Here is a 21106-nt window from a genome sequence, read left to right as displayed (position 1 = left end):
CTGACGCGTCGGGTCTCAAGGCGGGACGATCTGGGACCGCGATCATCAATCACACGGGGCCATCGAGGGAGTAGGACAATGGATCAGGCGCACATCGCCAGTCTCGCGAGCACGCTGCCGGAAGCGTTGTCGCCCTGGACCATGTTCTGGAAGGCCGACATCGTCGTGCAGGCGGTCATGGTGGGCCTCGCACTGGCTTCGGTCGCGACCTGGACCGTGCTGGTCGTCAAGACGATCCAGCTTCGCTCGGCCCTGCGCACGGCGCGCGGCTCGCTCGGCGTCGCGTTGGCGGCGCGCTCCTTGTCCGATGCGATGGGACGCATGCCGGCCGATGCCGGCGTCGTCGGCCGTCTGCTCGCTCTGGCCGAGGATGAGATCGACAAATCGCGCGGGCTGCCGGCCGACGGCATCAAGGAGCGCGTGGCCTGGCAGTTCGAGCGGATCGAGGCCGCCGCGGTGGCCCGCATCGGACGCGGCATCGGCATTCTCGCCACCGTCGGCGCAGTCGGGCCCTTCGTCGGCCTGTTCGGCACCGTCTGGGGCATCATGAACAGCTTCATCGGCATCTCGCATGCTCACACCACCAATCTGGCCGTGGTCGCACCGGGCATCGCGGAGGCGCTGCTCGCCACCGCGTTCGGCCTTGTGGCAGCGATCCCGGCCGTCGTCATCTACAACCTGTTCGCGCGCGCCACCGGCGGCTATCGCGCTGTGATCGCCGATGCATCGGTGGCGGTGATGCGGCTGATCAGCCGCGATCTCGACCGGCAGCATGCGGGCCCGGCCGAGGCGCGGCGCAGCGCCATCCGCGCGGTCGACGCGCCGTTGCTGTCGATTGCCAATCCGGCGGAGTGAGTCATGGCGGTCAAGCTCGCCAAGCGTCCCGACGAGTTCGAGGAGACGCACGACATCAACGTGACGCCGTTCATCGACGTCATGCTCGTGCTGCTGATCATCTTCATGGTCGCAGCGCCGCTCGCCACCGTCGACATTCCGGTCAATCTGCCCGCCATCTCGGCCGAGCCGCAGCCGCGCGCGGAGACGCCGGTGTTCGTGACCTTCAAGGCCGACCGCTCGCTCGCCGTCGGCGACCAGAGCGTCGCGCAAGCCGACATCGCCGCGTCGCTGGATGCCGCGACCAAGTCCGATCATGGCCAGCGCGTGCTGCTGCGGGCCGATCAGACGCTGCCCTATGGCGAGGTCATGGCGCTGATGAATGCGCTGCGCCGCGCCGGCTACACCAAGGTGGCGCTGGTCGCGCTGGAAGACCGGGCCGCGCCGTGAGCGTTCTGACGCTTGATCCGTTCGATGACGAGGACCGCCGCGAGCGGAGGCTGTGGACCGTTGCCGCGCTCTTGGTGGCGGGGCTGCATGTCGGCCTCGCGGTCGGCTATCTGCTGTTGCGCCCGGCGCCGCAGGGGCGCGCCGAGGCGCCGGCATTCGACGTCGTATTCACGCCGGCGGTCGTGAGCGAGCCTGCGCCCGCCGCGCAGGAGACGCCGCCGGCCGATCCGGTGCCGCCCGCCGAGCCGCCGAAGGAAGAGCCGGCCAAGGAGGAGCCCGTTGCGCGCGAAGCCGTCGCCGAGCCGGTGCCGCAGCCTCCGCCCGAGCCGCAGGTGATGGCGCAGCCGGAGCCGGTGCCGGAGGTGATTGCCACGCCGGACCCCGCGCCGCAGGTCGCGCTCGCGCCGGAGCCGCCACGCGCCGACGACGTCGTGCTGCCACCGCCTCCGCCGCCGAAGCCGATCGAAGCCAAGCCGCCGGAGGCGAAGCCGGCCCCCGTGCCTGAGCGCAAGCCGGTGGAGAAGACGGACGCAAAGGAGAAGGACGAGAAGAAGCCCGCGCCGGCGAAGCCGGCGGCGGCCCCGCCAAGCCGGCCGACCCGTGTTGCCACGGCCCCGAATGCTGGCATCGATAGCGAAGGCGCGCGCCAAGGCCGGGCCGAATGGATCAGTCAGTTCGTAGCTCACTTCCGGCGTTACAGCACCTCGACGCTGGTCGGACAACAAGGCGGAACGGTCAGCGTCAGCGTCGTCATCGGACGCAGCGGCCGGCTGCTCTCGAAGCGGATTGCGTCGAGCTCGGGTGTCCCAGCCGTCGACCGTGCCGCGCTCGATGCGGTCGAGCGCGCTCAGCCGTTTCCGCCATTCCCGCCGGGGATGACGGACGCCCAGCGGGCCGAGACGATCCCGATCCGCATTCGGCCGCAGTGAGCGAGGGGGGCGGACCAGCGTGTCGCCGACCCAAGACCGTTGCCCTCGCGGTCCGATTTCATCTCATCTATTTGGAGCATTCAGTCAGATCGGTGTCGCGCACGACGAACTGGGCGCCTTCCTTGAGTTCGACGTTCTTGGCGATGCAGGTGCGGCCGCTTTGTTCGGACAGTTTGATGTCGTAGCGGCCCGACTTCACGCCGACCAGCGTCATGCGCTCGTTATGGTCGACCATGCCCTCGTCGTCGTTCTTGCACTGGTCGGCGCCCCAGCTCTTGGTGCCGGCGGCCGCCAGATACATCTTCACGATGGTCTGCCCGGTGCGATTGAGAAAGCGCGGGCCGTCCTCGGCATGAGCGGCAGAGCCGGCGAGCATGGCGAGAGCGCAGGCGGTGACGAGGCGACGCATGACGAGTGTCCTTTTCTTGTGATTGCGGGTGGAGATGATGGGACGGCAGCCGGGCCGGTCAGAAATCCTTGCCGATGCTGGTCTTGATCGCGAGGCCGCGTGAGGCGTTGGTCAGGCCGTAGCCGACGCCGAAGCTGAACTCGAAGCCCTTGAAGCGGGTGTCGGCGACGGCATAGAGCGTCTGCATCTGCTGATTCCACGGCAGGATGTAGCCGAACGGTCCGAGATTGGAGAAATGCTCGATGCCGACGGTCCAGCGGTCGTTGAGCCGCTTGACGAAGCGCACCGAGGGCTCGAAGGCCGAGCCGGCACCGTCGATGCCGAACGTCATGTTGGCGTTGAAGATGAGCTGATAGTCATTGGGCAGGTTGACGCCGATGATCGGCGTGAACATCTGCGCCACCCGCGGCGTCGCCTCCTGCACGAAGCGCGGCGCGCCTGGCTGGCCGGCGCCGGCCTTGTTGGCGACCCACAGGTCAGGCGTGAGCCCGCCCTGCGGCGCCAGGATGGTGCGCGAGACCAAGCCGACGAACACCGTGCGCTCGAGCCGGTCGCCCTGGATGAAGGTCTGGCGAATCGTGACGCCACCTGACTGGAATGAGTAGCCGGGCACGCCATTGTCCATCACGTTGCCGAGCGCCATCGGGACGTTGGCGCGCGCAAAGGCGTAAGGCGAGGTCAGTGCGATTTCGTACCATTCGGTCGGCGAGTAGCCGATCTCGGTCTCGCCGGTGACCGCGCGCTGCGTGGCGCGGCGGCCATTGTTCTGCTGCTGCGGATTGAAGGTGGTGACATAGCCGAAGCGCTGCTCGACCTGGAAATGACCGGGCGAGGCGGGATCGTTACCCTGGATTTCCTCGGCCGCCGCACCGAGCGGCGCGAGCAGCAAGGCACCTGCGGCCATGCACCATTGCGATCGTTTTTGGTGTCGTCTTGCGATGCCGAACGACTGCATGTCCCCGCGCTCCCTCAGTCGAATGGCTAACGAGTCGCGGCGGCGAAAACATGCGGCGCTGTCGGCTGAAAGGTGACGCGATCGGGAAACGATCAGTTGCCTTTTGCCTCAATTGCGTCGGTGTCGGTGACTTCGGTTGGGAATAGGGATGTTTTGGCAAGTCGAACGGGATCTTTTGACCGGGACAATGTGGCAGCCGAATCGCGAACGAATCTCAACTCGTTATGATTGTGGCGCGGTGCAAACACATTGCCGTCACAAGACGATGGAAGACAATCGCAGCAATATCTGCGGCTGACAGCCGGATCAGCCAGAAGTTGGACGTGCCCGTGCCCCGATCCATCGATTGTCATCGTCGTGCTTCCGCAGGCCCGATCGGGCAGGGCCTGATCGTGACTTGCCTGCTTGCCATTTTCCTTCTCACTGATGGACGCGCGTTCGCGCGCGACGCAATTCGAAGGGGAGAAGTTGAAGTCTGGCTGCGGCGGGGACACACCGCGGAGCGGAGCTGTGTCCGATCTCCTGCAGCGACAGCGATGCGGTGCCGGACGCGCAAGGTCGCTCGCTTGCGGTCGACGCACGGCCGGCCGCTCGCAGCAGCACGTGCTGACGCGAGCGGCGATGTGCCGGCCATGGCGCGTCGCGACCGTCCGGGGAGATATTTCCTGCATGGACCCAGGTTCTGATCCCGGCGGGTCGATGTGCAATGTTCCCGAACGCGCCGTTCTTGCACTTGCGAAATTGCCGGGCCTCACTTAGGTCAACGCGATGCATGGCGCGTCGTCCATGAAACTAGCGACGCCCGCATACGTTGTTCCCGGACTATTCATCGCCGCTCGGGTCGGGCGGCCGAGACAAAGGATCAATTCGATGAATTGGAAACTGATGATGACGGCAGCCGCCGTCGGCATGGCTGCGATCGTCGGCTCCCCGGCGATGGCTGTGAGTGCGCCGGCGCCTTCGAAGCTGCTGACCTCGATCGATCCTGACAAGGACGGCACCGCTGACCTGAACGAGGTTCGTGCTGCGGCTGGCGCCCTGTTCGATCGTCTGGATCGCGACCATGACGGCACGCTCGATGCCAAGGAGCTGCGCGGCCGGGTTTCGGCCAAGGACCTCAAGGCGGCTGATCCCGACAACGACGGCACCCTCACCAAGGACGAGTATCTCGCGCTCGTGGCCGGCCGCTTCAAGGCGGCCGATCCCGACAATGACGGCACGCTCGATTCCAAGGAGCTTAAGTCGGTGGCCAAGCTGGTGAAGTGACGCGCGGTCCTCGGACCGCCGCAACAGAGAACGCAGGCCCGCAGCGGGAGACCGTCGCGGGCCTCATCTTTTCTGAGCCTTCCAACCTTTTTCAGCCTGGCATCGCTGACTGAGGACGCTCGCGGCCCGCCGGGTCAGGGCAGATGTCAGAAGCCCGGGCGGGACATTTCCACCGCCAGCCGGACGAGGTCGGGCAGGCTGCGCGCCCCGAGCTTCTGCCGCAGCCGGTAGGTCAGGTTGATCACGGTCTTGTAGCTGATCCCGAGATGGTCGGCGATCGCCTGATAGGATTTGGCCTGTGCGAGCAGCGCGAGTGCCTGGCGCTCGCGCGGCGTCAGCGACGTCTCGGACTTTCCATCGGCATCGGCGCGGAGCATGGCGATTCGCGTTGCGAGCTGTGGATCCAGATAGGTTCCGCCGGCGCGCACCTGCTCCAGCGCTTTCGGCAGCTCCTGCGGCGGGGCGTCCTTGAGCAGATAGCCGCTGGCCCCGGCATCGATGGCGGAGCGGACGATGCGCGGATCGGCGAGCATGCTGAAGACGAGAATCCTGGCATTCGGGTCGTGAGACCGCATCCGCTCGATCAGACCGATCCCGTCCACCTCATCGCCCTTCAGGCGCAGATCGACGACGGCAGCATCCGGCTTGTCGCGGACGTAGGCCTCGTAGGCGCTCTCGGCGTCGTGTGCCTCGGACAGCGAGCGGATGCCGGCTTCGTTCAACAGCCAGCGGCAGGCCGTGATCACGACCGGGTGGTCATCGACGAGCAGAACACGATACATCCGATGCAGGTCTCGCCCCTTGGCGCCGGTCGCGCCGACGTTCCTCTATCATTCGAGTTCTGTTGCAAACCAGAACCGGGTGCGCCAGTGCGGCGGAGCCGGGGGGAGAATTTGGCAACATCGTCGCATGTTTCCGGATTCGGGAAAAATGTCCCTAAAGCGGGAAGAATAATCCCCATTGCGACAGTATTGGCCGCTGCTTTACGAATGTTACCGTTCGTATTCTGTGGGAATGGACCGGATCTGGAGCGGGTGGGGCTCAGGGGCGTGAGCTGGCTCCGGACCGGTCGACAAGAAACTGGGGGACGTCTTGACCAGACTCTCGGCACTGAAGAGTGCTCTACTTGCGACATGTGCGCTGCTGCCTGGGGCTGCATTTGCCCAGGACGCCTTGCCGACTTTCGAAATCGTCGGCGTCTCGCCGGTGCAGGGCAGCGAGATCGCGAGGGACAAGATTCCCTCCAACGTCGAGACGATCGGCGCCAAGGAGCTCGATCACAGCCGTGCGCCGTCGCTGCTCGATGGCATCCTGCAGTCGGTGCCGGGCGTCTCCCTCAGCGACCAGACCGGCAACGCGTTCCAGCGGGACCTCAATTATCGCGGCCAGACCGCTTCGCCCGTGCTCGGCACGCCGCAGGGCATCGCCGTCTACCAGAACGGCACCCGCATCAACGAAGCCTTCGGCGACGTCGTCAACTGGGACCTGATCCCGGAGATGGCGATCGCGCGCTTGACCTTACAGCCGAACAACCCGCTGTTCGGCCTCAACGCCACCGGCGGCGCGCTCTCGATCGAGATGAAGAACGGCTTCACCTATCAGGGCGGCGAAACCCAGCTGTTCGGCGGCTCGTTCGGCCGCATCCAGTCCGGCGCGCAGTACGGCTGGAACAACGGCACCTATTCGGCCTATATCGCGGCGGAAGGCGCCTATGACCGCGGCTGGCGCGACTACTCGTCGGCCTCGCAGGTCCGCCGCATGTATGCCGATTTCGGCGCGCGCGGCGACACCACCGAGTTCCACCTGTCCTTCACGGGCGCCGACAACAAGCTCGGCTCGGTGGCGGCGACGCCGATCGAGATGCTGAACCAGCGCTGGTCGAGCGTCTACACCTGGCCGCAGTCGCTGCGCCTGCAGATGCAGATGGTGCAGGCGAGCCTCAAATGGGCGCCGACCGATACGCTGTCGATCCAGGCCAACGGTTATTACCGCAACTACAAGTCGTCGCGCATCGACGGCAACGGCACGGATGCGCAAGCCTGCGATACAGGCATAGGCCTCGACAACCAGTTCTGCATCGGTGACGGCCAGACTCCGCTGAACCAGAACATTCCGACCTTCAACACGCTCGCCGCCGACACGGCGCTCGGCCAGATCGACCGCAATACCGTCAAGACCGACAGCTATGGCGGTTCGCTGCAGGCGACTTCGACCACCCAGCTGTTCGGCCATGACAATCATTTTGTCGTCGGCGCCAGCGTCGATCACGGCAACACCAACTTTGCGGCGACATCTGAACTCGGCACCATCGACAACAACCTGTTCGTCACCGGCCTCGGCGTCTACATCGATCAGCCTAACGCTGGCCTCGCTCCGGTCAACCTGAACGCCAAGAACACTTATCTCGGCGTCTACGCGACCAACACTTTCGACATCACCTCGCAGCTGGCTTTCACGGCCGGCGGCCGCTTCAATTGGGCGCAGATCAACCTGCGCGACCAGTCTGGTGTGGCGCCGCTGCTGAACAGCGACAACAACTTCCAGCGCTTCAATCCGGTGGTCGGCCTGACCTACAAGATCACGCCGAACATGACCGCCTATGCCGGCTACTCCGAGGCCAACCGCGCGCCGACCCCGCTCGAGCTCGGCTGCTCGGACCCGAACAATCCATGCCTGATCGACAACTTCCTGATCGCCGATCCGCCGCTCAAGCAGGTGGTGTCGCGCACCGTCGAAGGCGGCCTGCGCGGCGAGATCTCCGGCGGCGGCTCGGCGTATGCCGCGGCCCCTCCGCCTTATCGCAAGGCACCGGTCAAGGCGGTGGCCGTGGATGAGGGCTGGAAGCTGCGCTGGGGCATCAGCCTGTTCCGCACCGAGAACTCCGACGACATTCTCCAGATCGTCGATCCGGCGAACCCCGTTCGCGGCTACTTCAAGAACGCCGGCACCACGCTGCGTCAGGGCGTCGAGGCCAAGCTCGACCTGACCTGGAACCGCTGGACCGCCTACGCCAACTACACCTTCATCGACGCGACGTTCCGCAGTGCCTTCGACGTCAACGATCCGTTCCTCGGCGTGCCCGTCGGCGTCGTATCCGGCAACCACATTCCCGGCATCCCGGCGCATCGCCTGAAGCTCGGCGCCGAATATGCCGTGACCGACGCCTGGAAGGTCGGCGCCAGCGTCAACTATGTCGGCAGCCAATATCTGCTGCACGACGAGACCAACGTCTATCCGAAGGTCCCGGCGTACTGGGTCGTCAACGTGAACACCTCCTATCAGGTGACCAAGAATGTCGAGGTGTTCGGGCTGATCCAGAACCTGTTCAACCAGCGCTACTACTCGGCTGGCACCGTGTTCGATCCGGCGGGCTTCAACACCGCCGGCGGCGGAACGGCATTTGCCTTGAATGATCCGCGCAGCATGGTGCCGGGCATGCCGCTCGCCGCCTATGCCGGCATCCGGGCGAAGTTCTAGGCGCCGGCGGCGGATCGCGATCAAAGGCGCGCAAGCGCCGCGCCACGGCAGCCCCCCCACCGTGGCAAGAAGGCCGGGAGAAATCCCGGCCTTTTCGTTTGTCGCGTGCCGTCGTCCCGATCCCGATGATGTCGTGCTCGCAGGTCCTGGGTGTCAGCTCCGCCGTACCTTTGCTGCGCCGGGAGCGTCCGCGTTTCGGTCGGTCTGCAGCTGAGGCGAGCGCGAAAGTGTCCATTGGACGAATTGTAATAATTAGTCAGATGATGCGAGGACTAATTCTATTGTTGTTAGGAATTTGTCCCTGATGCCTTGAGAAACTTTCGCCTTGCTGGCGCCAGTCAATATTTCGATACAATTTCTCACCAACAAGAATGCGCATGTCATGCGTAATTTGGGGCGTCAGGTGAAATCAAAGAACAGAAAGCGCAGCGAGGCCGCTGCAGCAAGTTTCGTGCTGTTGTCGACGTGGATGGTCGTCGGCGAGTCGAAGGCCGAATGTACGACGCCGGGTGTGAGCGTGACCTGCAGCGGGACCATCACCACGGCGATCACGGCCTATGATGCCGCGGCCGCAACCGCGACGCCTTCGAACGGCGGCAATTCCTACACGCCTGCAAATCCGGCCTTCCCGTCGACCGGCTACAATCCCAATCCGCCGACGGCTACGATCACGCTGGATTCGACGGCTGTCCGCAACCTCACCACCAACACCCAGACCGGCCTTGCCGACCGCGGCATGATCGCGGCCAACTTCTCCAATGACGAGGATCCGGCCGTCAACAACGTCACCATTAACAATGCCGGCTGGCTCAGCCTCACCACCAGCCAGCTCAGCGCCGGCCGGCTGCACGTCATCGTCGCCGACAGCCAAGTCAACAAGTTCACGGTCAACAATACCGGCACACTGGCTGTCACACAGAATTTCTTCGGCACGTTCGATCCGGCCAAGCTGAGCGTGTCGAGCGGTGCGACCGCATCCGGTCGCTACAACGGCACCAATCTCGCCATCATCTCGGCGCTCTATTCCGACGACAACACCAACAGCTTCGTGGTCAACAACCGGGCCGGCGGCACGATCTCGGCGACCGGCAACTACGCCGCGGCCTATTATGGCCGGGCCGACACCACGATCGCCAATTCCGGCACCATCGCCAACACCAGCTGGACGTCGGCGAGCCGGTTCTATGACGGCCACTGGGCCATCGCAGCCTTTGCCGGCGCCGAGTTCGATACGATCCCCGGCAGCAATCCCGACACACCGCTCTACAAATTCGATTCCAGCGGCAACGTGACGGTGACGGAAACCAAGGCGCTGACGCTGACCAACAATACGAGCGGCGTCATCAAGGGCGACATCCTGGCGCTGGACACCAATCCGCTGACCACCGCCGCGGGCCTTGCGGCGGGTTCGACCTTTCCGCTGACCGGGAGCGGCTCGAATTCGGGTCCGCGCGACAGCGTCATCAGCAATGCCGGCCTGATCCAGGGCAACATCTATCTCGGCTCCGGCGAGCACGATGTCAGCAACAGCGGCACCATCGCGGGATCGATCTCGGTCGACCAGAGCGCCTCGCGAGGCTCTTTCGCCAAGGCGACGCCGGGCACGATTGCCGGCACCTATAGCAGTTCCGGCACCGGCACCGATGCCAACGGCAATGCCTGTCCGACGGCTGGTGCCAACACCGCCGATCCGCTCTGCGCTGCGAGCACCAACCAGGCGGCGATCTTCTTCGGCGCGCGCAGCTTCAACCTGGTCAACACTGGCAGGCTCGGCGGCGACATCGTGATCAACGACCAGGACGGCGCCACCAACACCATCCTGCTCAAGGGCACCGGCTTCAGCGGCAACGTCGTCGCGCAGAATGGTCTCGGCGCCAACTCGCTGACGCTCGACGGCGTGGCCAGCCTCGCCAGCGTCGTCAATTTCGGCACGCTCGACCTGATGAAGTCGCAGGTCTCCGTCGGGGCTGGTGGCGTGCAACTGGTCGACGGCGCGGTGCTGCGGACCACGATCTTCGGGGCCGGCGGCAGCGCCGCGGCACCGTCGGCCAACATCGGCAACATCATGGGCACCGTGACCTTCGCCGGCGCCGGCACGATCGCGCCGACGCTGCAGGGCATCGTCCGCAATGGCGACGTCTACCGTGTCGCAACCTCGGTGTCGGCGACGCAGCTCGACGTCGATTTCACCAGCGCGCTGGTCGGGTTCACGGCGGATACGGCCACCGGCAGCCTGCTGCTGAACGCCTCGGTGCGGTCGCCTGCGACCATTGCCGGCATCTCGCCGAGCACGCTCGCGGCGCTCAACGGCCTGTTCGGATACACCGGTGGCAACATGCAGGTGCAGGCCCTGGGCGGCGCCGTGCAGAGCCTCGGCACCGACAGGGAGGTGCGCAACGCCGGCGACCAGCTGCGGCCGCTGATGAACGGTGCCCAGGTTCAGGTCCCGCTCAGCACCGCCGCGCTGTTCCAGGATCAGATCGACAATCGCCTGACGACGGCGGCCGGGCCGTCCGCCAACGCCCGCGTCGCCTCGGCCTTCGCGGCCGAGACCGATCCGCTGGCTTCGATGCTGATGGCCTATGGTGCCACCAAGGCGCGCCCGGCGCTGAAGGCGCCGGCGATCGCGCCGGAGCCTGAGCGCACCGTCTGGGGCAGCCTGATCGGCACCAATGCCTCGCAGCGCGACGTGGCTGGCGTCGCCGGCTATTCGGGCAACACCGGCGGCCTGGTGGCGGGCATCGATCAGCGCATCGACGGCGCGTTCCGCGTCGGCGCCGCGTTCGGCTATGCCACCAGCAGCATCGACGACCGGACCGCCGCCGGCGATGCGGTCGGGATGCAGCACTATCAGGGCACGGTGTATGGCGCCTATGTGCAGCCGTCCTGGTACGTCAACGGCTCCGCCGGCGTCGCGCTCGTCGACTACACCACCACGCGCCGCATCAACTTCGCCGGCTTCACCGACACTGCCTCGGGCAGCCACAAGGGCTGGCTGACGCTGCTGCGCGGCGAGTTCGGCATGCCGGTGAAGGTCGATCAGGCGGTGCTAACGCCGTTTGCCGGCGTCACCTATGGCCGGCTCGATCAGCAGGCCTACACCGAGGCCAGTGCGGCAGGCGCCGCGCTCACGGTCGCCAGACAGACCACCAACTCGGTCCGCTCCAACCTCGGCTTCCGCTCGACCCTCCCGCTGCTGGTCACCTCGACCTACGGTTTTGGCCTGGAAACGCTGGCGGCATGGCGGCACGAGTTCGGCAACACGGCGCAGAACGTGACGGCGGCCTTCGCCGGCGGCGGCGCCACCTTCGTCGCGGCTGGGCCGTCGCCCGAGCGCAACCTGGCCGAGCTCGGCGCCGCGCTGAAGCTGGTGGCCTTCGGCGAGCGCCAATCGATCTCGCTCGGCTACAACGCCGTGGTCGGCAGCAAATATCTCGAACAGTCGGCGGTGCTGAAGGTGCGCGCGGAGTTCTGAGGGCGCTCGTCTCTGCCGGCTGACAGGAAAGGCCGGGAGCGATCCCGGCCTTTTCCATGGTCACATCCCGCTCACCACGCGAGGGCGGCGCCTGCTCCAGCCTCCGGATCATCGGATAGGATGATCAGAACCTGTGCCGTCTCCGTCCGTGTCGCCGTTGCTGGGCTCGCTGCGTCCACTCTTGCGTCAGCCGGTAGGGTGGGCAAAGGCGCGCCCGATCATTTCGAAACAGGCAGGGTCCATCGCGCGCCGTGCCCACCGCCATGGTTGGGACTTGGCATGGTGGGCACGCGCCGCCTGACGGCGCCGCTTTGCCTGCCCTACGTAGACTCAGCGAGTTCTCGGCAGCATCAATCACTATGGTCACGTTCACCACGGTCGACGGGAACTAATCCTATAATAATCGTGAACAAATGAGCTGCGCCGTCCTGAAATTTTCGACGCTTGCGTGATCGCCTTCGAACGTCGTTGTTTACTACGAACTTCCGCCATGAAGATCGACGAGCTATTGCGCATCTCTCGCATCGAGCAACGAGGTGGCGACATGAGTGACGGATCTTCAATCCTTGCGGCGATGATTTCAGTCCTTTCGCGGAGCCTCCGTCAGCCCGGCCTCGCTCGCCTGGTGCGAACGACGATCGCTGTCGCGGCGCTCGCGGGCGGTCTCGGTCTGCAGTCCCTGCCGCTGCCCGACGCGATGGCGCGCGACCTCGACGGACGCCATGCCAACTCGCCGCTGAAGGGATGGTTCGAGAGCTTGCGTTCGCGCAGGGGGCCGTGCTGTTCGGATGCCGATGGAACGGCGCTCTCGGACATCGACTGGGAGGTGCAGGATGGCCGCTACCGCGTGCGCATCGAGGGCATCTGGTGGAACGTGCCGGACGATGCCGTCGTCACCGAACCCAATCGCGCCGGCCGCACGATGGTGTGGCCGGTGTATTATCGCGAGCTCAATACCGGGCTGCGCATCGAGGTGCGCTGCTTCCTGCCGGGAAGCATGACCTAGAGCATGATCCGGAAAAGTGGCAACCGGTTTCCGAAAAGATCATGCTCTACACGGCGTCGCCGAGATCGTGCGTTGTCTGGAGCAGGTGGGCGAAGGCGCGCGCGAGACATCGCGTCATGCGAATCCATCGCGCGCCGTGCCCACCATTCCCGCAACGCATCCACGGGCGGGCGGTGGGCACGCGACTGCGCTGCAAGGCGGGCGCTTTGCCCACCCTCCGAGAACGCGACTACTCCGCCGCCTGCGACGTCTTGAGCGTCGGATAGTCGGTGTAGCCCTTCTCGCCACCGCCATAGAGCGTCGCGCGGTCGAGCTCGTTGAGAACTGCGCCGGTCTTGAGCCGTTCGACCAGGTCCGGGTTGGCGATGAAGGGACGGCCAAACGCGATCAGGTCGGCGGCATCGGCATCGAGCTGTTTGTTGGCCAGCGCAAGGTCATAGCCGTTGTTGGCGATGTAGGCGCCCTTGAATCGCTTGCGCAGCGAGGCGTAGTCGAACGGCGCGACATCGCGCGGTCCGCCGGTCGCACCCTCGATGACGTGGATGAAGACGAGGTTGAGTGCGTTGAGCTGGTCGACGATGTAGTCGAACAGCGGTTGCGGGTTCGAATCGGAAACGTCGTTAGCCGGCGTCACCGGCGAGATGCGGATGCCGGTCTTCTCAGGGCCGATGGCGCCGGAGACCGCCTTGGCGACCTCGAGCATCAGCCGCGCGCGGTTCTCGATCGATCCGCCATAGGCGTCGGTGCGCTTGTTGGCGCCGTCCTTGGCGAACTGGTCGAGCAGGTAGCCGTTGGCGCCGTGGATCTCAACGCCGTCGAAGCCGGCCTCGACAGCATTCAGCGCGGCCTGCTTGAACGCCTCGACGATGCCGGGGATTTCCGCCAGCTCGAGCGCGCGCGGGGCGGAGACGTCGGTGAAGGTCCCGTTGACGAAGGTCTTGGTCTTGGCAGGGATGGCTGAGGGCGCGACGGGCGCGCCGCCATTCGGCTGCAGCGAGACGTGCGAGATGCGGCCGACGTGCCAGAGCTGGATGAAGATGCGGCCGCCCTTGGCGTGCACGGCGTCGGTCACCTTGCGCCAGCCGGCAATCTGCTCCTTCGAATAGATGCCGGGGGTGTCCTGATAGCCCTGACCCTGCTGCGAGATCTGGCTCGCTTCGGTGATCAGCAGGCCGGCGCTGGCGCGCTGGCGATAATAGTCCGTGGCCAGCGGGTTCGGCACCAGGCCCGCCACCGCGCGATTGCGCGTCAGCGGCGCCATCACGACGCGATTGGCCAGGGTGATCGGGCCGAGCTTGTACGGCTCGAACAGTTTGGATGTGCTCATCGGCTCTTTCCATTGCAAGGACAGGTCAGGGACCAGTTGTGCATTGCCGCACAGGGAACAATGGGCCGAGCCATTCAAAAATGCGGGGGAGTTCCGCGCATGCTGCGCGAGAAGCAATGCGGTCCGCTCGCCGGGACCAACACGCGCACAGCGCGTGCGAGCTTGTCGAAGGAACCGCGCGGCGATATCGTGACCTGCGCTCGATCGAGACGTGCAAAAAACATCGCGGCCCGCATGAAGGTCGCCAGGGGAGGTCCATCCATGAAGTCCGGCATCGGGATCGCGGCCGTGTGCGCCGTTGTCAGCACCATCGTCGGCGGGGCGGCATATGCCGACACGAGCGGCAAGAAGATCGCGTTTTCGAACAACTATGCGGGCAACTCCTGGCGCCAGGCGATGCTCAAGAGCTACGAGATCGTGACCAAGAAGGCCGTCGCCGACAAGGCGGTCGCCGCCGCCGACATCTTCACCACTGCCGACAAGGAGGTGCCGACGCAGGCAGCGCAGATCCAGAACCTGATCCTGCAGGGCTATGACGCGATCGTCATCAATGCCTCTTCGCCTGATGCATTGAACGGCGCCGTCAAGCAGGCCTGCAATGCCGGCATCGTCGTGGTGTCGTTCGACGGCATCGTCACCGAGCCCTGCGCCTATCGGGTCGTCGTCGACTTCAAGGCGATGGGGAATCAGGAGGTCGTGGAGATGGCGAAGTTCCAGCCCAAGGGCGGCAATCTGCTCGAAATCCGCGGGCTGGCGGGGACCTCGATCGACGACGCCATCCACGCCGGAATTCTCGAAGGCGTGAAGGCGCACCCCCAGTTCAAGATCGTGGCGTCGGTCACCGGCGACTGGGATCAGACGACGGCGCAGAAGGCGGTGGCGACCGTGCTGCCGTCGCTGCCCGACATCGTCGGTGTGGTCGATCAGGGCGGTGACGGCTATGGCGCGGCGCAGGCGTTTGCCGCTGCCGGCAAGCCGCGCCCCACCATCATCATGGGCAACCGCCAGGACGAACTGCAGTGGTGGAAGGAGCAGAAGGCCAAGGACGGCTACGCCACTTGGTCCGCCTCCATCGCACCTGGCGTATCGACCTTGGCGTTCTGGGTTGCCCAGCAGGTGCTGGACGGCAACAAGAGCATTCCTCACGATCTGCTGGTGCCCTACCTCGCGTTCACGCAGGACACCTTCGAGACTGAATTGCCCAACATTCCGAAGGGCGGCGTTGCCAGCCACGAATACACGCAGGCCGAAGCGATCGCGGCGATCAAGGCCAACATGAAGTGACGGCCGATCGGGGACGCGGTTCGCAGATGCAGGCGCCGAATGACCGTGACGCGGCCTGAGCTGGTCAGACTGGACGGCATCGAAAAGCATTTCGGTGCCGTCCGGGCCCTTGGCGGCGTCGACCTCATGCTCGCCGCTGGCGAATGCCTCGGGCTCGTCGGACACAATGGCGCAGGCAAGTCGACGCTGATGCATATCCTTGCCGGCACGGCCGCGGCCGATCGCGGGCATCTTAAGATCGGTGGCGTGGAGCCGGCCGGCTATTCGCCGGGAGTTGCGAAGGGGCTGGGCGTCCGCTGCGTGTTCCAGGAGCTCTCGCTGTGCCCCAACCTGACGGTCGCCGAGAACACCCGCGTTTTTCATCCGTCGCTCACCGGCTTCTCCTGGCGGCGGAAGGCCGGGCGGCTGATCCGCGACAAGCTCGATGCCATCTTCCCCGGTCACGGCATCGCGGCGTCCGATCTGGTTCAGGACCTCCCGATCGGGCGGCGCCAGATGGTGGAGGTCGCGCGCGCCTTCACCGTGACCGATGAGCCGGTGCGGCTGGTCATCCTCGACGAGCCGACGTCCTCGCTCGACGGCCACACTGCCGGGCAGTTGCTCGGCTTCGTGCGCCGCGTGGTCGCCGAGGGCGCCAGCTGCATCTTCATCTCGCACCTGCTCGGGGAGGTGCTCGCGAATTGCGATCGCATCGTGGTGATGCGCGACGGCCGGACCGTCGCCGACGCGCCGGCTGCGTCGTTCGACCGTGAAGGGCTGGTTGCGGCGATGGGCGACGTCGAGGCCCATGCGCGCGAGGCCAAGGCCGATCAGGGGCACGCCCGCGGACGATCGCCACTGCGCGTGCGGGCCCGTCCAAGGCGCCAGAGCGGTGCTGGAGAGCTGGTGGCGCATGAGGGCGAGATCATCGGCCTCGCCGGTCTCGCCGGCCATGGCCAGACCGAGCTGCTGCTCGCGGTGTTCGCGGCTGCGAGCCGCGCGGTGAGCGGGGTTGAGATCACGGCAAGCGTGGCCCTGGTCGCCGGTGATCGCCAGGCCGACGGTGTCTTTCCGCTGTGGTCGATTGCGGAAAACATCGCCGTGCGCTCGCTGTCCAGCCTGCGCCAGGGCTTGCTGATCTCGCCGGGACGGGAGCAGGCGCTCGCCTTGCAGTGGCGCGACAAGATCCGGATCCGCACACCCGATGTTCGCAACAACATCCTGTCTCTGTCGGGCGGCAATCAGCAGAAGGTCTTGTTTGCCCGCGCCCTCGGCTCGGACGCGCGCATCGTGCTTATGGACGATCCGATGCGCGGGGTCGATGTCGGCACCAAGCGCGAGGTCTACGACCTCATCCGCGCCGAGGCGGACCATGGCCGCACCTTCCTGTGGTACACCACGGAGACCGATGAGTTGAAGCAATGCGACCACGTTTATGTCTTTCGCAACGATGCGATCGTGGCCGACCTGACCCGCGAGGAACTGACCGAGCAGAAGGTCATCCAGTCATCATTCGCGGAAGCGGGCTGAACGCATGGCCTCTGTGAACGTGTCCGCGAAACAGGCCGGGTCCATGCTCGGCGCGCACAATCTGCCGCGGCTGCTGCGGGCCCTCCTGCCGGCTCTGTCGCTGGCCCTGGTGCTGATCGGCATCGCCTGGCTCAATCCGCGCGCCATCAGCTATTTCGGCTTCACCCTGATGCTCAACCTCGCGGTGCCGATTGCGCTGGCGACAGTGGCGCAGATGTTCGTGATCGCCGGCAACGACCTCGATCTGTCGATCGGCGCATTTGTCGGCTTCGTAGGCTGCGTCACCGCGACCTGGCTGCGCGAGACCCCGCTGCTCGGGATGGTCACGCTGCTCGGTTGCATCGCGGCCTATGCGGGCCTCGGCGCACTGATCCATCTGCGCAACCTGCCTTCGATCGTCGTCACGCTCGGCATGAGCTTCGTCTGGCAGGGACTTGCCATCCTGATGCTGCCGAAGCCCGGTGGCAAAGCCCCGGACTGGCTGCTGGCGGTGATGAGCATCAAGCCGCCGCTCGTGCCGTTTCCGATCCTGGCGGCGGCCGCAATCGCCGCGGTCGCCTATGTCGGGCTGATGCGCACGTCCTACGGCGCCATCCTGCGGGGGACCGGCGGCAATTCCGTCGCCATCGGCAGGGCCGGCTGGTCGCTGCTGAAAGCGAAGATGGCGCTGTTTGCCTGTGCCGGCCTGTTCGGTGTGCTGTCGGGGCTCGCCCTGATCGGCACCACGACCTCCGGCGACGCCAACATCGGCAACGGCTACACGATGTTGTCCATCGCCGGGGTCATCCTCGGTGGCGGCGAGTTCGTCGGCGGCCGGGTCTCGCCGATCGGTGCCGTGATCGGTGCCCTGACGCTGGCCCTTGCGGCCTCGCCGCTGCTCACCTTCATGCGTATTCCGCCGGACTGGCAGGTCGCTGCCAACGGCGCCATCCTGATCGTCGTGCTCGCCGCCCGCGTGCTGATCAGCAGGAAGGATGCGGAGCGATGAAGAGGGCGCTCGGCCAGGCTCTCGCCCGACCTTGGATCTGGTCGTACATGGGCGCCTTCGCGGTGTGGCTGGCGGCGATCTTCTTCACCGGCGGCTACGGCGCAGGCGGCATGCTGACGGCCGCCCTCTCGCTGGCGGTGTTCACGGTCGTGGTCGGTGTCGGCCAGATGTTCGTGATCACGCTGGGGCCGGGGAATGTCGACCTGTCGCTGCCGGCCAATATCGGGCTTGCCAGCGCGGTGGCGATGACGGTGATGGGCGGCGACGATCAGCGTATCGCGCTCGGCCTGATCGCCGCGCTCGCGTGCGGCGCGGCGATCGGCGCGGCGAACTATCTGCTGATCCAGGCGCTGCGGATTCCACCGATCATCGCGACGCTCTCGGCCAGCTTCGTCATCCAGTCGATCGACATCAGCTATGGTCGCGGGCTCCAGATCAAGCCGCCGCCCGGCTTTGCCGATTTCACCAACATCCAGCTGCTCGGCATTCCCCTGCTGGCCGTGCTGACGGTGCTGTTCATGATCGGTGCGAACGTCGTTCTGCAACGCACGGTGTTCGGCCGTTCCGTGCTGGCGATCGGACAGAACATGCGCGCCGCGTGTCTCGCCGGCATTAGGGTCGATCGGGTGCGCTTTGCCAGCTACGTGCTGTGCGGGACGCTCGGCGGCATCGACGGTGCGCTGCTGGCCGGCTATTTCCGCGGCGCCAATGTCGACATCGGCAACGAATATCTGCTCGCATCCATCGCCGTGGTCGTCATTGGCGGCACGTCGGTCGCGGGCGGCAAGGCGAACATCCCCGGTCTGTTCGGCGCGGCGCTGTTCCTCGTGCTGCTGCTGACGATGCTCAACACCTTCGGTGTCAGCGCCGGCGTCCGCCTGGTCCTGACGGGGTTGATCATCGTCGCGGTCATCACGGCTGCGAGCGGTCGTGAACAGGAGCGCTGAGTCTCTTCTCAGACATCCGGCATCTATCGAGAGTCGTCCGATGCCGACGGAGTCCGCGATCGGCTGCCGCAGCAGGCCATCCGAGTTGCCTGCTGCAGAACGCGAAAGCGGGCTCAGGCGACGCCCAGAAAATCCCGTTTTCCAATCTCGACGCCGTTATGTCTGAGAATGCCGTGGGCAATCGCGGCGTGGAAATAAAAGTTCGGAAATGAGACGCGGTTGACGAATTCCTGGCCCTTCAACGTCATGCTGGTCGTCGCGCCGGTCGGGAAGGTGACGTCGCGGCTGTCGGCGCCCTCGAATTGCGCGGGCGTGAAGCGCTTCAGATCATCGATGGTCTTGGCGAGCCGCTGGCGCAGCTCGGCAAAACTCTTCTCGGTGTCGGGCGTGACCGGCACTTCGCTATGGGTGAGGCGGGCACAGCCCTTGGCGGCGAAATCGCAAGCGAGCTGGATCTGCTTCGAAAACGGCAGCATGTCCGGATAGAGCCCGGCGCCGAGCAGCACCTCAGGCTCGATTTTCTTCGTCTCGCAATGGGCTTCGGCCTTGGTCAGCAGGCCGGAGAGGCTGGTGAGGATCTGAAGGTAAGCCGGGACGGTGGCGTCGTAGAAGGACATGGATGCTCTCGCTTGAAGGAGACGTCGCAATGAAGCGCCCCACGGACATGGGGCTGTCTCCAAGATAATGCAACTGCATCTTTCTAATGTTCGGGCGATTTTGGGAAAGTTCTTTCCCAGCTCGTATTTCGTATGATGGACGAAGCGCAAATGCGACGAGGTGTGGGCCATCGTCGGGATCGGTCAATGCGGCGCCGGCGATCAGCGCGTCGCGGTTGCCGCTGTGGGCGCGGCCGCGCGCGGCGTGCCGCGCATCCGTGCAAGCAGCTCGGCCGTCGGCCAGGAGTCGGCGGGCAGGCCGAGCCGCAACTGCATCGTCTTGACCGCAATGCGGCTCTGCTGGCCCAGCACACCGTCGACCTTGCCGACGTCGAAGCCCGCCTTCACGAGCAGCTGCTGCAATTCCTTGATCTCGTTGAACGGCATCTGCGCGACCGGGGTCGAGGGCTTGCGCATCGGCGCCGCGCCGGCGATGCGGGACGCGAGATAGCCGGCTGTGGTCGAATAGATCAGGGAGTTGTTCCACTCGGTATAGGCGGCGAAGTTGGCATAGGCCAGGAACGCGGGACCGTTGCGGCCCATCGGCAGCAACACGGAGGCTTCGAGCGCATCGTTCGGCAGCGGCCGCCCGTCGGCGTAGCTCACGCCAAGGCCCGCCCATTTGCTGCGCGGCGCCTTGACGGTGAGATCCGCCTGCTCCCAGGGGAAGCTCTGGGGCACGCGGACTTCTTCCAGCCACGGCTCGCCGCGGCGCCATTTCAGCCCCGTGGCGATGTAGTTCGCAGTCGAGCCGATCACGTCCGACGGACTGCGCAGCAGGTCGCGGCGGCCGTCGCCGTCATAGTCGACCGCATAGGTGACGTAGTGCGTCGGCAGGAACTGGGTCTGGCCGAGCTCGCCGGCCCAGGAGCCGATCATCTCCGGTGGCGAGAGATCGCCGCGGTCGATGACCTTGAGCGCGGCGATGGTCTCGTTCTGGAAGCGCTCGCTGCGGCGGCAGTCGTAGGCCAGCGACACCAGTGACGGCAGCACCGGCAGGTTGCCCATGTTGGAGCCGAAGTCGCTCTCAAGGCCCCAGAACGCGGCGATGACGGCCGGCGGCACGCCATACTCCTTCTCGGCGCGCGCGAACGCCGCCGCATGAATCTTGATGTGCTGCTGGCCGTTCTGCATCCGGTAGCTTGCGGCCATGCGGCCGGCGAACTCGGTGAACAGCTGGCCGAACACGCGCTGGCCGCGGTCGCGGTTGACGATGCCCTGATCGTAGGTGAGGTAGGGTGAGGCCGCCGCGATCGCGCGCTGCGACACGCCCTCGGCCACAGCGCGCTGCTTCAGCTCGGCGAGAAAACGGTCGAAGCTCTGGCCGTTATGGCAGGAAGCGGCGCGCAAGGACGGCGCGGGCCTCGGCCGCGGCGCCGCGGCCTCCGGCGCCATTTGCGCTGATGCGCTGACAACCAGCATGAACGAGGTTGCAAGCGCACTGAAGGTGACGCGCAAGGCAGTCGAAGAGCTTCGCATCCGGTCTCACCGATGGCTGTCTAATCCCTTGTCGGACCATCGATATCCGAACCGCGTGGAAAGGGAAACGGGCGAATGGCGGATAGGGAATAGCGAATCGGGACGAGGAATCCCC

At 65.7% G+C, this 21106-nt stretch carries 17 protein-coding genes; 11 read left to right on the top strand and 6 right to left on the bottom strand.

The window, feature by feature from the left end; translation table 11 throughout:
- Nucleotides 1-78: 78 nt before the first annotated feature.
- The 3 genes from exbB to QQL87_RS27275 are packed head-to-tail and all read left to right on the top strand — an operon-like array spanning nt 79 to nt 2213.
- Entirely contained in the window at nt 79-855 is a 777-nt protein-coding gene (gene exbB, locus QQL87_RS27285; RefSeq protein WP_284422030.1) for a tonB-system energizer ExbB, read from the top strand.
- A gap of 3 nt (nt 856-858) precedes the next feature.
- On the top strand, nt 859-1284 hold the full coding sequence (gene exbD, locus QQL87_RS27280; RefSeq protein ID WP_284422028.1) for a TonB system transport protein ExbD: 426 nt from the start codon (nt 859-861) through the stop codon (nt 1282-1284).
- Nucleotides 1281-2213 carry an energy transducer TonB family protein gene (locus QQL87_RS27275; RefSeq protein ID WP_284422027.1) on the top strand — a complete coding sequence of 311 codons (933 nt, stop codon included), beginning with the start codon at nt 1281-1283 and terminating at the stop codon, nt 2211-2213. The genes exbD and QQL87_RS27275 overlap by 4 nt, the downstream gene beginning before the upstream one ends.
- A 67-nt stretch (nt 2214-2280) precedes the next feature.
- Here the strand turns inward: QQL87_RS27275 and QQL87_RS27270 are convergent, their stop codons facing one another.
- Nucleotides 2281-2622 (bottom strand): hypothetical protein, encoded by a 342-nt coding sequence (locus QQL87_RS27270; RefSeq protein WP_284422026.1) that lies wholly within the window; start codon nt 2620-2622, stop codon nt 2281-2283.
- Between the two features lie 58 nt (nt 2623-2680).
- The gene (locus tag QQL87_RS27265; protein ID WP_284422025.1) at nt 2681-3526 is read right to left on the bottom strand and encodes a hypothetical protein; all 846 of its coding nucleotides are present in this window, start codon (nt 3524-3526) and stop codon (nt 2681-2683) included.
- Nucleotides 3527-4447: 921 nt separating this feature from the next.
- Between QQL87_RS27265 and lanM the strand changes: the two genes are divergently transcribed.
- Nucleotides 4448-4843 carry a lanmodulin LanM gene (lanM, locus tag QQL87_RS27260; RefSeq protein WP_502871224.1) on the top strand — a complete coding sequence of 132 codons (396 nt, stop codon included), beginning with the start codon at nt 4448-4450 and terminating at the stop codon, nt 4841-4843.
- Between the two features lie 146 nt (nt 4844-4989).
- On the opposite strand, the gene QQL87_RS27255 is transcribed toward lanM, so the two are convergent.
- Nucleotides 4990-5625, bottom strand: coding sequence for a response regulator transcription factor (locus QQL87_RS27255; protein WP_284422024.1), 636 nt, complete (start codon nt 5623-5625; stop codon nt 4990-4992).
- Nucleotides 5626-5935: 310 nt separating this feature from the next.
- On the opposite strand from QQL87_RS27255, the gene QQL87_RS27250 reads away from it, so the two are divergent.
- From QQL87_RS27250 to QQL87_RS27240, 3 genes are all read left to right on the top strand, one after another.
- Nucleotides 5936-8320 (top strand): TonB-dependent receptor, encoded by a 2385-nt coding sequence (locus QQL87_RS27250; RefSeq protein ID WP_284422023.1) that lies wholly within the window; start codon nt 5936-5938, stop codon nt 8318-8320.
- 403 nt (nt 8321-8723) lie between these two features.
- Nucleotides 8724-11795: an autotransporter family protein gene (locus tag QQL87_RS27245; RefSeq protein WP_284422022.1), complete on the top strand. Its 3072-nt coding sequence runs from the start codon at nt 8724-8726 to the stop codon at nt 11793-11795.
- Nucleotides 11796-12369: 574 nt separating this feature from the next.
- On the top strand, nt 12370-12801 hold the full coding sequence (locus tag QQL87_RS27240) for a hypothetical protein (RefSeq protein ID WP_502871225.1): 432 nt from the start codon (nt 12370-12372) through the stop codon (nt 12799-12801).
- 229 nt (nt 12802-13030) lie between these two features.
- Here the strand turns inward: QQL87_RS27240 and QQL87_RS27235 are convergent, their stop codons facing one another.
- Entirely contained in the window at nt 13031-14128 is a 1098-nt protein-coding gene (locus QQL87_RS27235; protein ID WP_284422020.1) for an alkene reductase, read from the bottom strand.
- 261 nt (nt 14129-14389) lie between these two features.
- On the opposite strand from QQL87_RS27235, the gene QQL87_RS27230 reads away from it, so the two are divergent.
- The 4 genes from QQL87_RS27230 to QQL87_RS27215 are packed head-to-tail and all read left to right on the top strand — an operon-like array spanning nt 14390 to nt 18856.
- Nucleotides 14390-15412: a substrate-binding domain-containing protein gene (locus tag QQL87_RS27230; protein ID WP_284422019.1), complete on the top strand. Its 1023-nt coding sequence runs from the start codon at nt 14390-14392 to the stop codon at nt 15410-15412.
- Nucleotides 15413-15451: 39 nt separating this feature from the next.
- On the top strand, nt 15452-16921 hold the full coding sequence (locus QQL87_RS27225) for a sugar ABC transporter ATP-binding protein (RefSeq protein ID WP_284422018.1): 1470 nt from the start codon (nt 15452-15454) through the stop codon (nt 16919-16921).
- 43 nt (nt 16922-16964) lie between these two features.
- A complete protein-coding gene (locus QQL87_RS27220) occupies nt 16965-17909 on the top strand; it encodes an ABC transporter permease (RefSeq protein ID WP_284422055.1) in 945 nt (314 codons plus the stop codon).
- On the top strand, nt 17906-18856 hold the full coding sequence (locus tag QQL87_RS27215; RefSeq protein ID WP_284422017.1) for an ABC transporter permease: 951 nt from the start codon (nt 17906-17908) through the stop codon (nt 18854-18856). Before QQL87_RS27220 ends, QQL87_RS27215 begins: the two co-directional genes overlap by 4 nt.
- Before the next feature lie 113 nt (nt 18857-18969).
- On the opposite strand, the gene QQL87_RS27210 is transcribed toward QQL87_RS27215, so the two are convergent.
- Both QQL87_RS27210 and QQL87_RS27205 read right to left on the bottom strand, forming a co-directional pair.
- Nucleotides 18970-19473, bottom strand: coding sequence for a DUF1993 domain-containing protein (locus tag QQL87_RS27210; RefSeq protein ID WP_284422015.1), 504 nt, complete (start codon nt 19471-19473; stop codon nt 18970-18972).
- Between the two features lie 201 nt (nt 19474-19674).
- A complete protein-coding gene (locus QQL87_RS27205) occupies nt 19675-20907 on the bottom strand; it encodes a lytic murein transglycosylase (RefSeq protein WP_284422053.1) in 1233 nt (410 codons plus the stop codon).
- Nucleotides 20908-21106 lie beyond the last annotated feature (199 nt).

The sequence above is a fragment of the Bradyrhizobium sp. SSBR45G genome (assembly GCF_030159255.1).
Classification (GTDB): domain Bacteria; phylum Pseudomonadota; class Alphaproteobacteria; order Rhizobiales; family Xanthobacteraceae; genus Bradyrhizobium.
This window is presented reverse-complemented; position numbering and strand designations above follow the sequence as displayed.

Coding starts and splice junctions, on each gene's coding strand:
- QQL87_RS27240 (WP_502871225.1), top strand. CDS start 12,370: ATGATTTCAGTCCTTTCGCGGAGCCTCCGTCAGCCCGGCCTCGCTCGC.
- QQL87_RS27265 (WP_284422025.1), bottom strand. CDS start 3,526: ATGGCCGCAGGTGCCTTGCTGCTCGCGCCGCTCGGTGCGGCGGCCGAG.
- exbB (WP_284422030.1), top strand. CDS start 79: ATGGATCAGGCGCACATCGCCAGTCTCGCGAGCACGCTGCCGGAAGCG.
- QQL87_RS27230 (WP_284422019.1), top strand. CDS start 14,390: ATGAAGTCCGGCATCGGGATCGCGGCCGTGTGCGCCGTTGTCAGCACC.
- QQL87_RS27270 (WP_284422026.1), bottom strand. CDS start 2,622: ATGCGTCGCCTCGTCACCGCCTGCGCTCTCGCCATGCTCGCCGGCTCT.
- QQL87_RS27225 (WP_284422018.1), top strand. CDS start 15,452: ATGACCGTGACGCGGCCTGAGCTGGTCAGACTGGACGGCATCGAAAAG.
- QQL87_RS27235 (WP_284422020.1), bottom strand. CDS start 14,128: ATGAGCACATCCAAACTGTTCGAGCCGTACAAGCTCGGCCCGATCACC.
- QQL87_RS27205 (WP_284422053.1), bottom strand. CDS start 20,907: ATGGCGCCGGAGGCCGCGGCGCCGCGGCCGAGGCCCGCGCCGTCCTTG.
- QQL87_RS27215 (WP_284422017.1), top strand. CDS start 17,906: ATGAAGAGGGCGCTCGGCCAGGCTCTCGCCCGACCTTGGATCTGGTCG.
- QQL87_RS27255 (WP_284422024.1), bottom strand. CDS start 5,625: ATGTATCGTGTTCTGCTCGTCGATGACCACCCGGTCGTGATCACGGCC.
- exbD (WP_284422028.1), top strand. CDS start 859: ATGGCGGTCAAGCTCGCCAAGCGTCCCGACGAGTTCGAGGAGACGCAC.
- QQL87_RS27210 (WP_284422015.1), bottom strand. CDS start 19,473: ATGTCCTTCTACGACGCCACCGTCCCGGCTTACCTTCAGATCCTCACC.
- QQL87_RS27220 (WP_284422055.1), top strand. CDS start 16,965: ATGCTCGGCGCGCACAATCTGCCGCGGCTGCTGCGGGCCCTCCTGCCG.
- lanM (WP_502871224.1), top strand. CDS start 4,448: ATGAATTGGAAACTGATGATGACGGCAGCCGCCGTCGGCATGGCTGCG.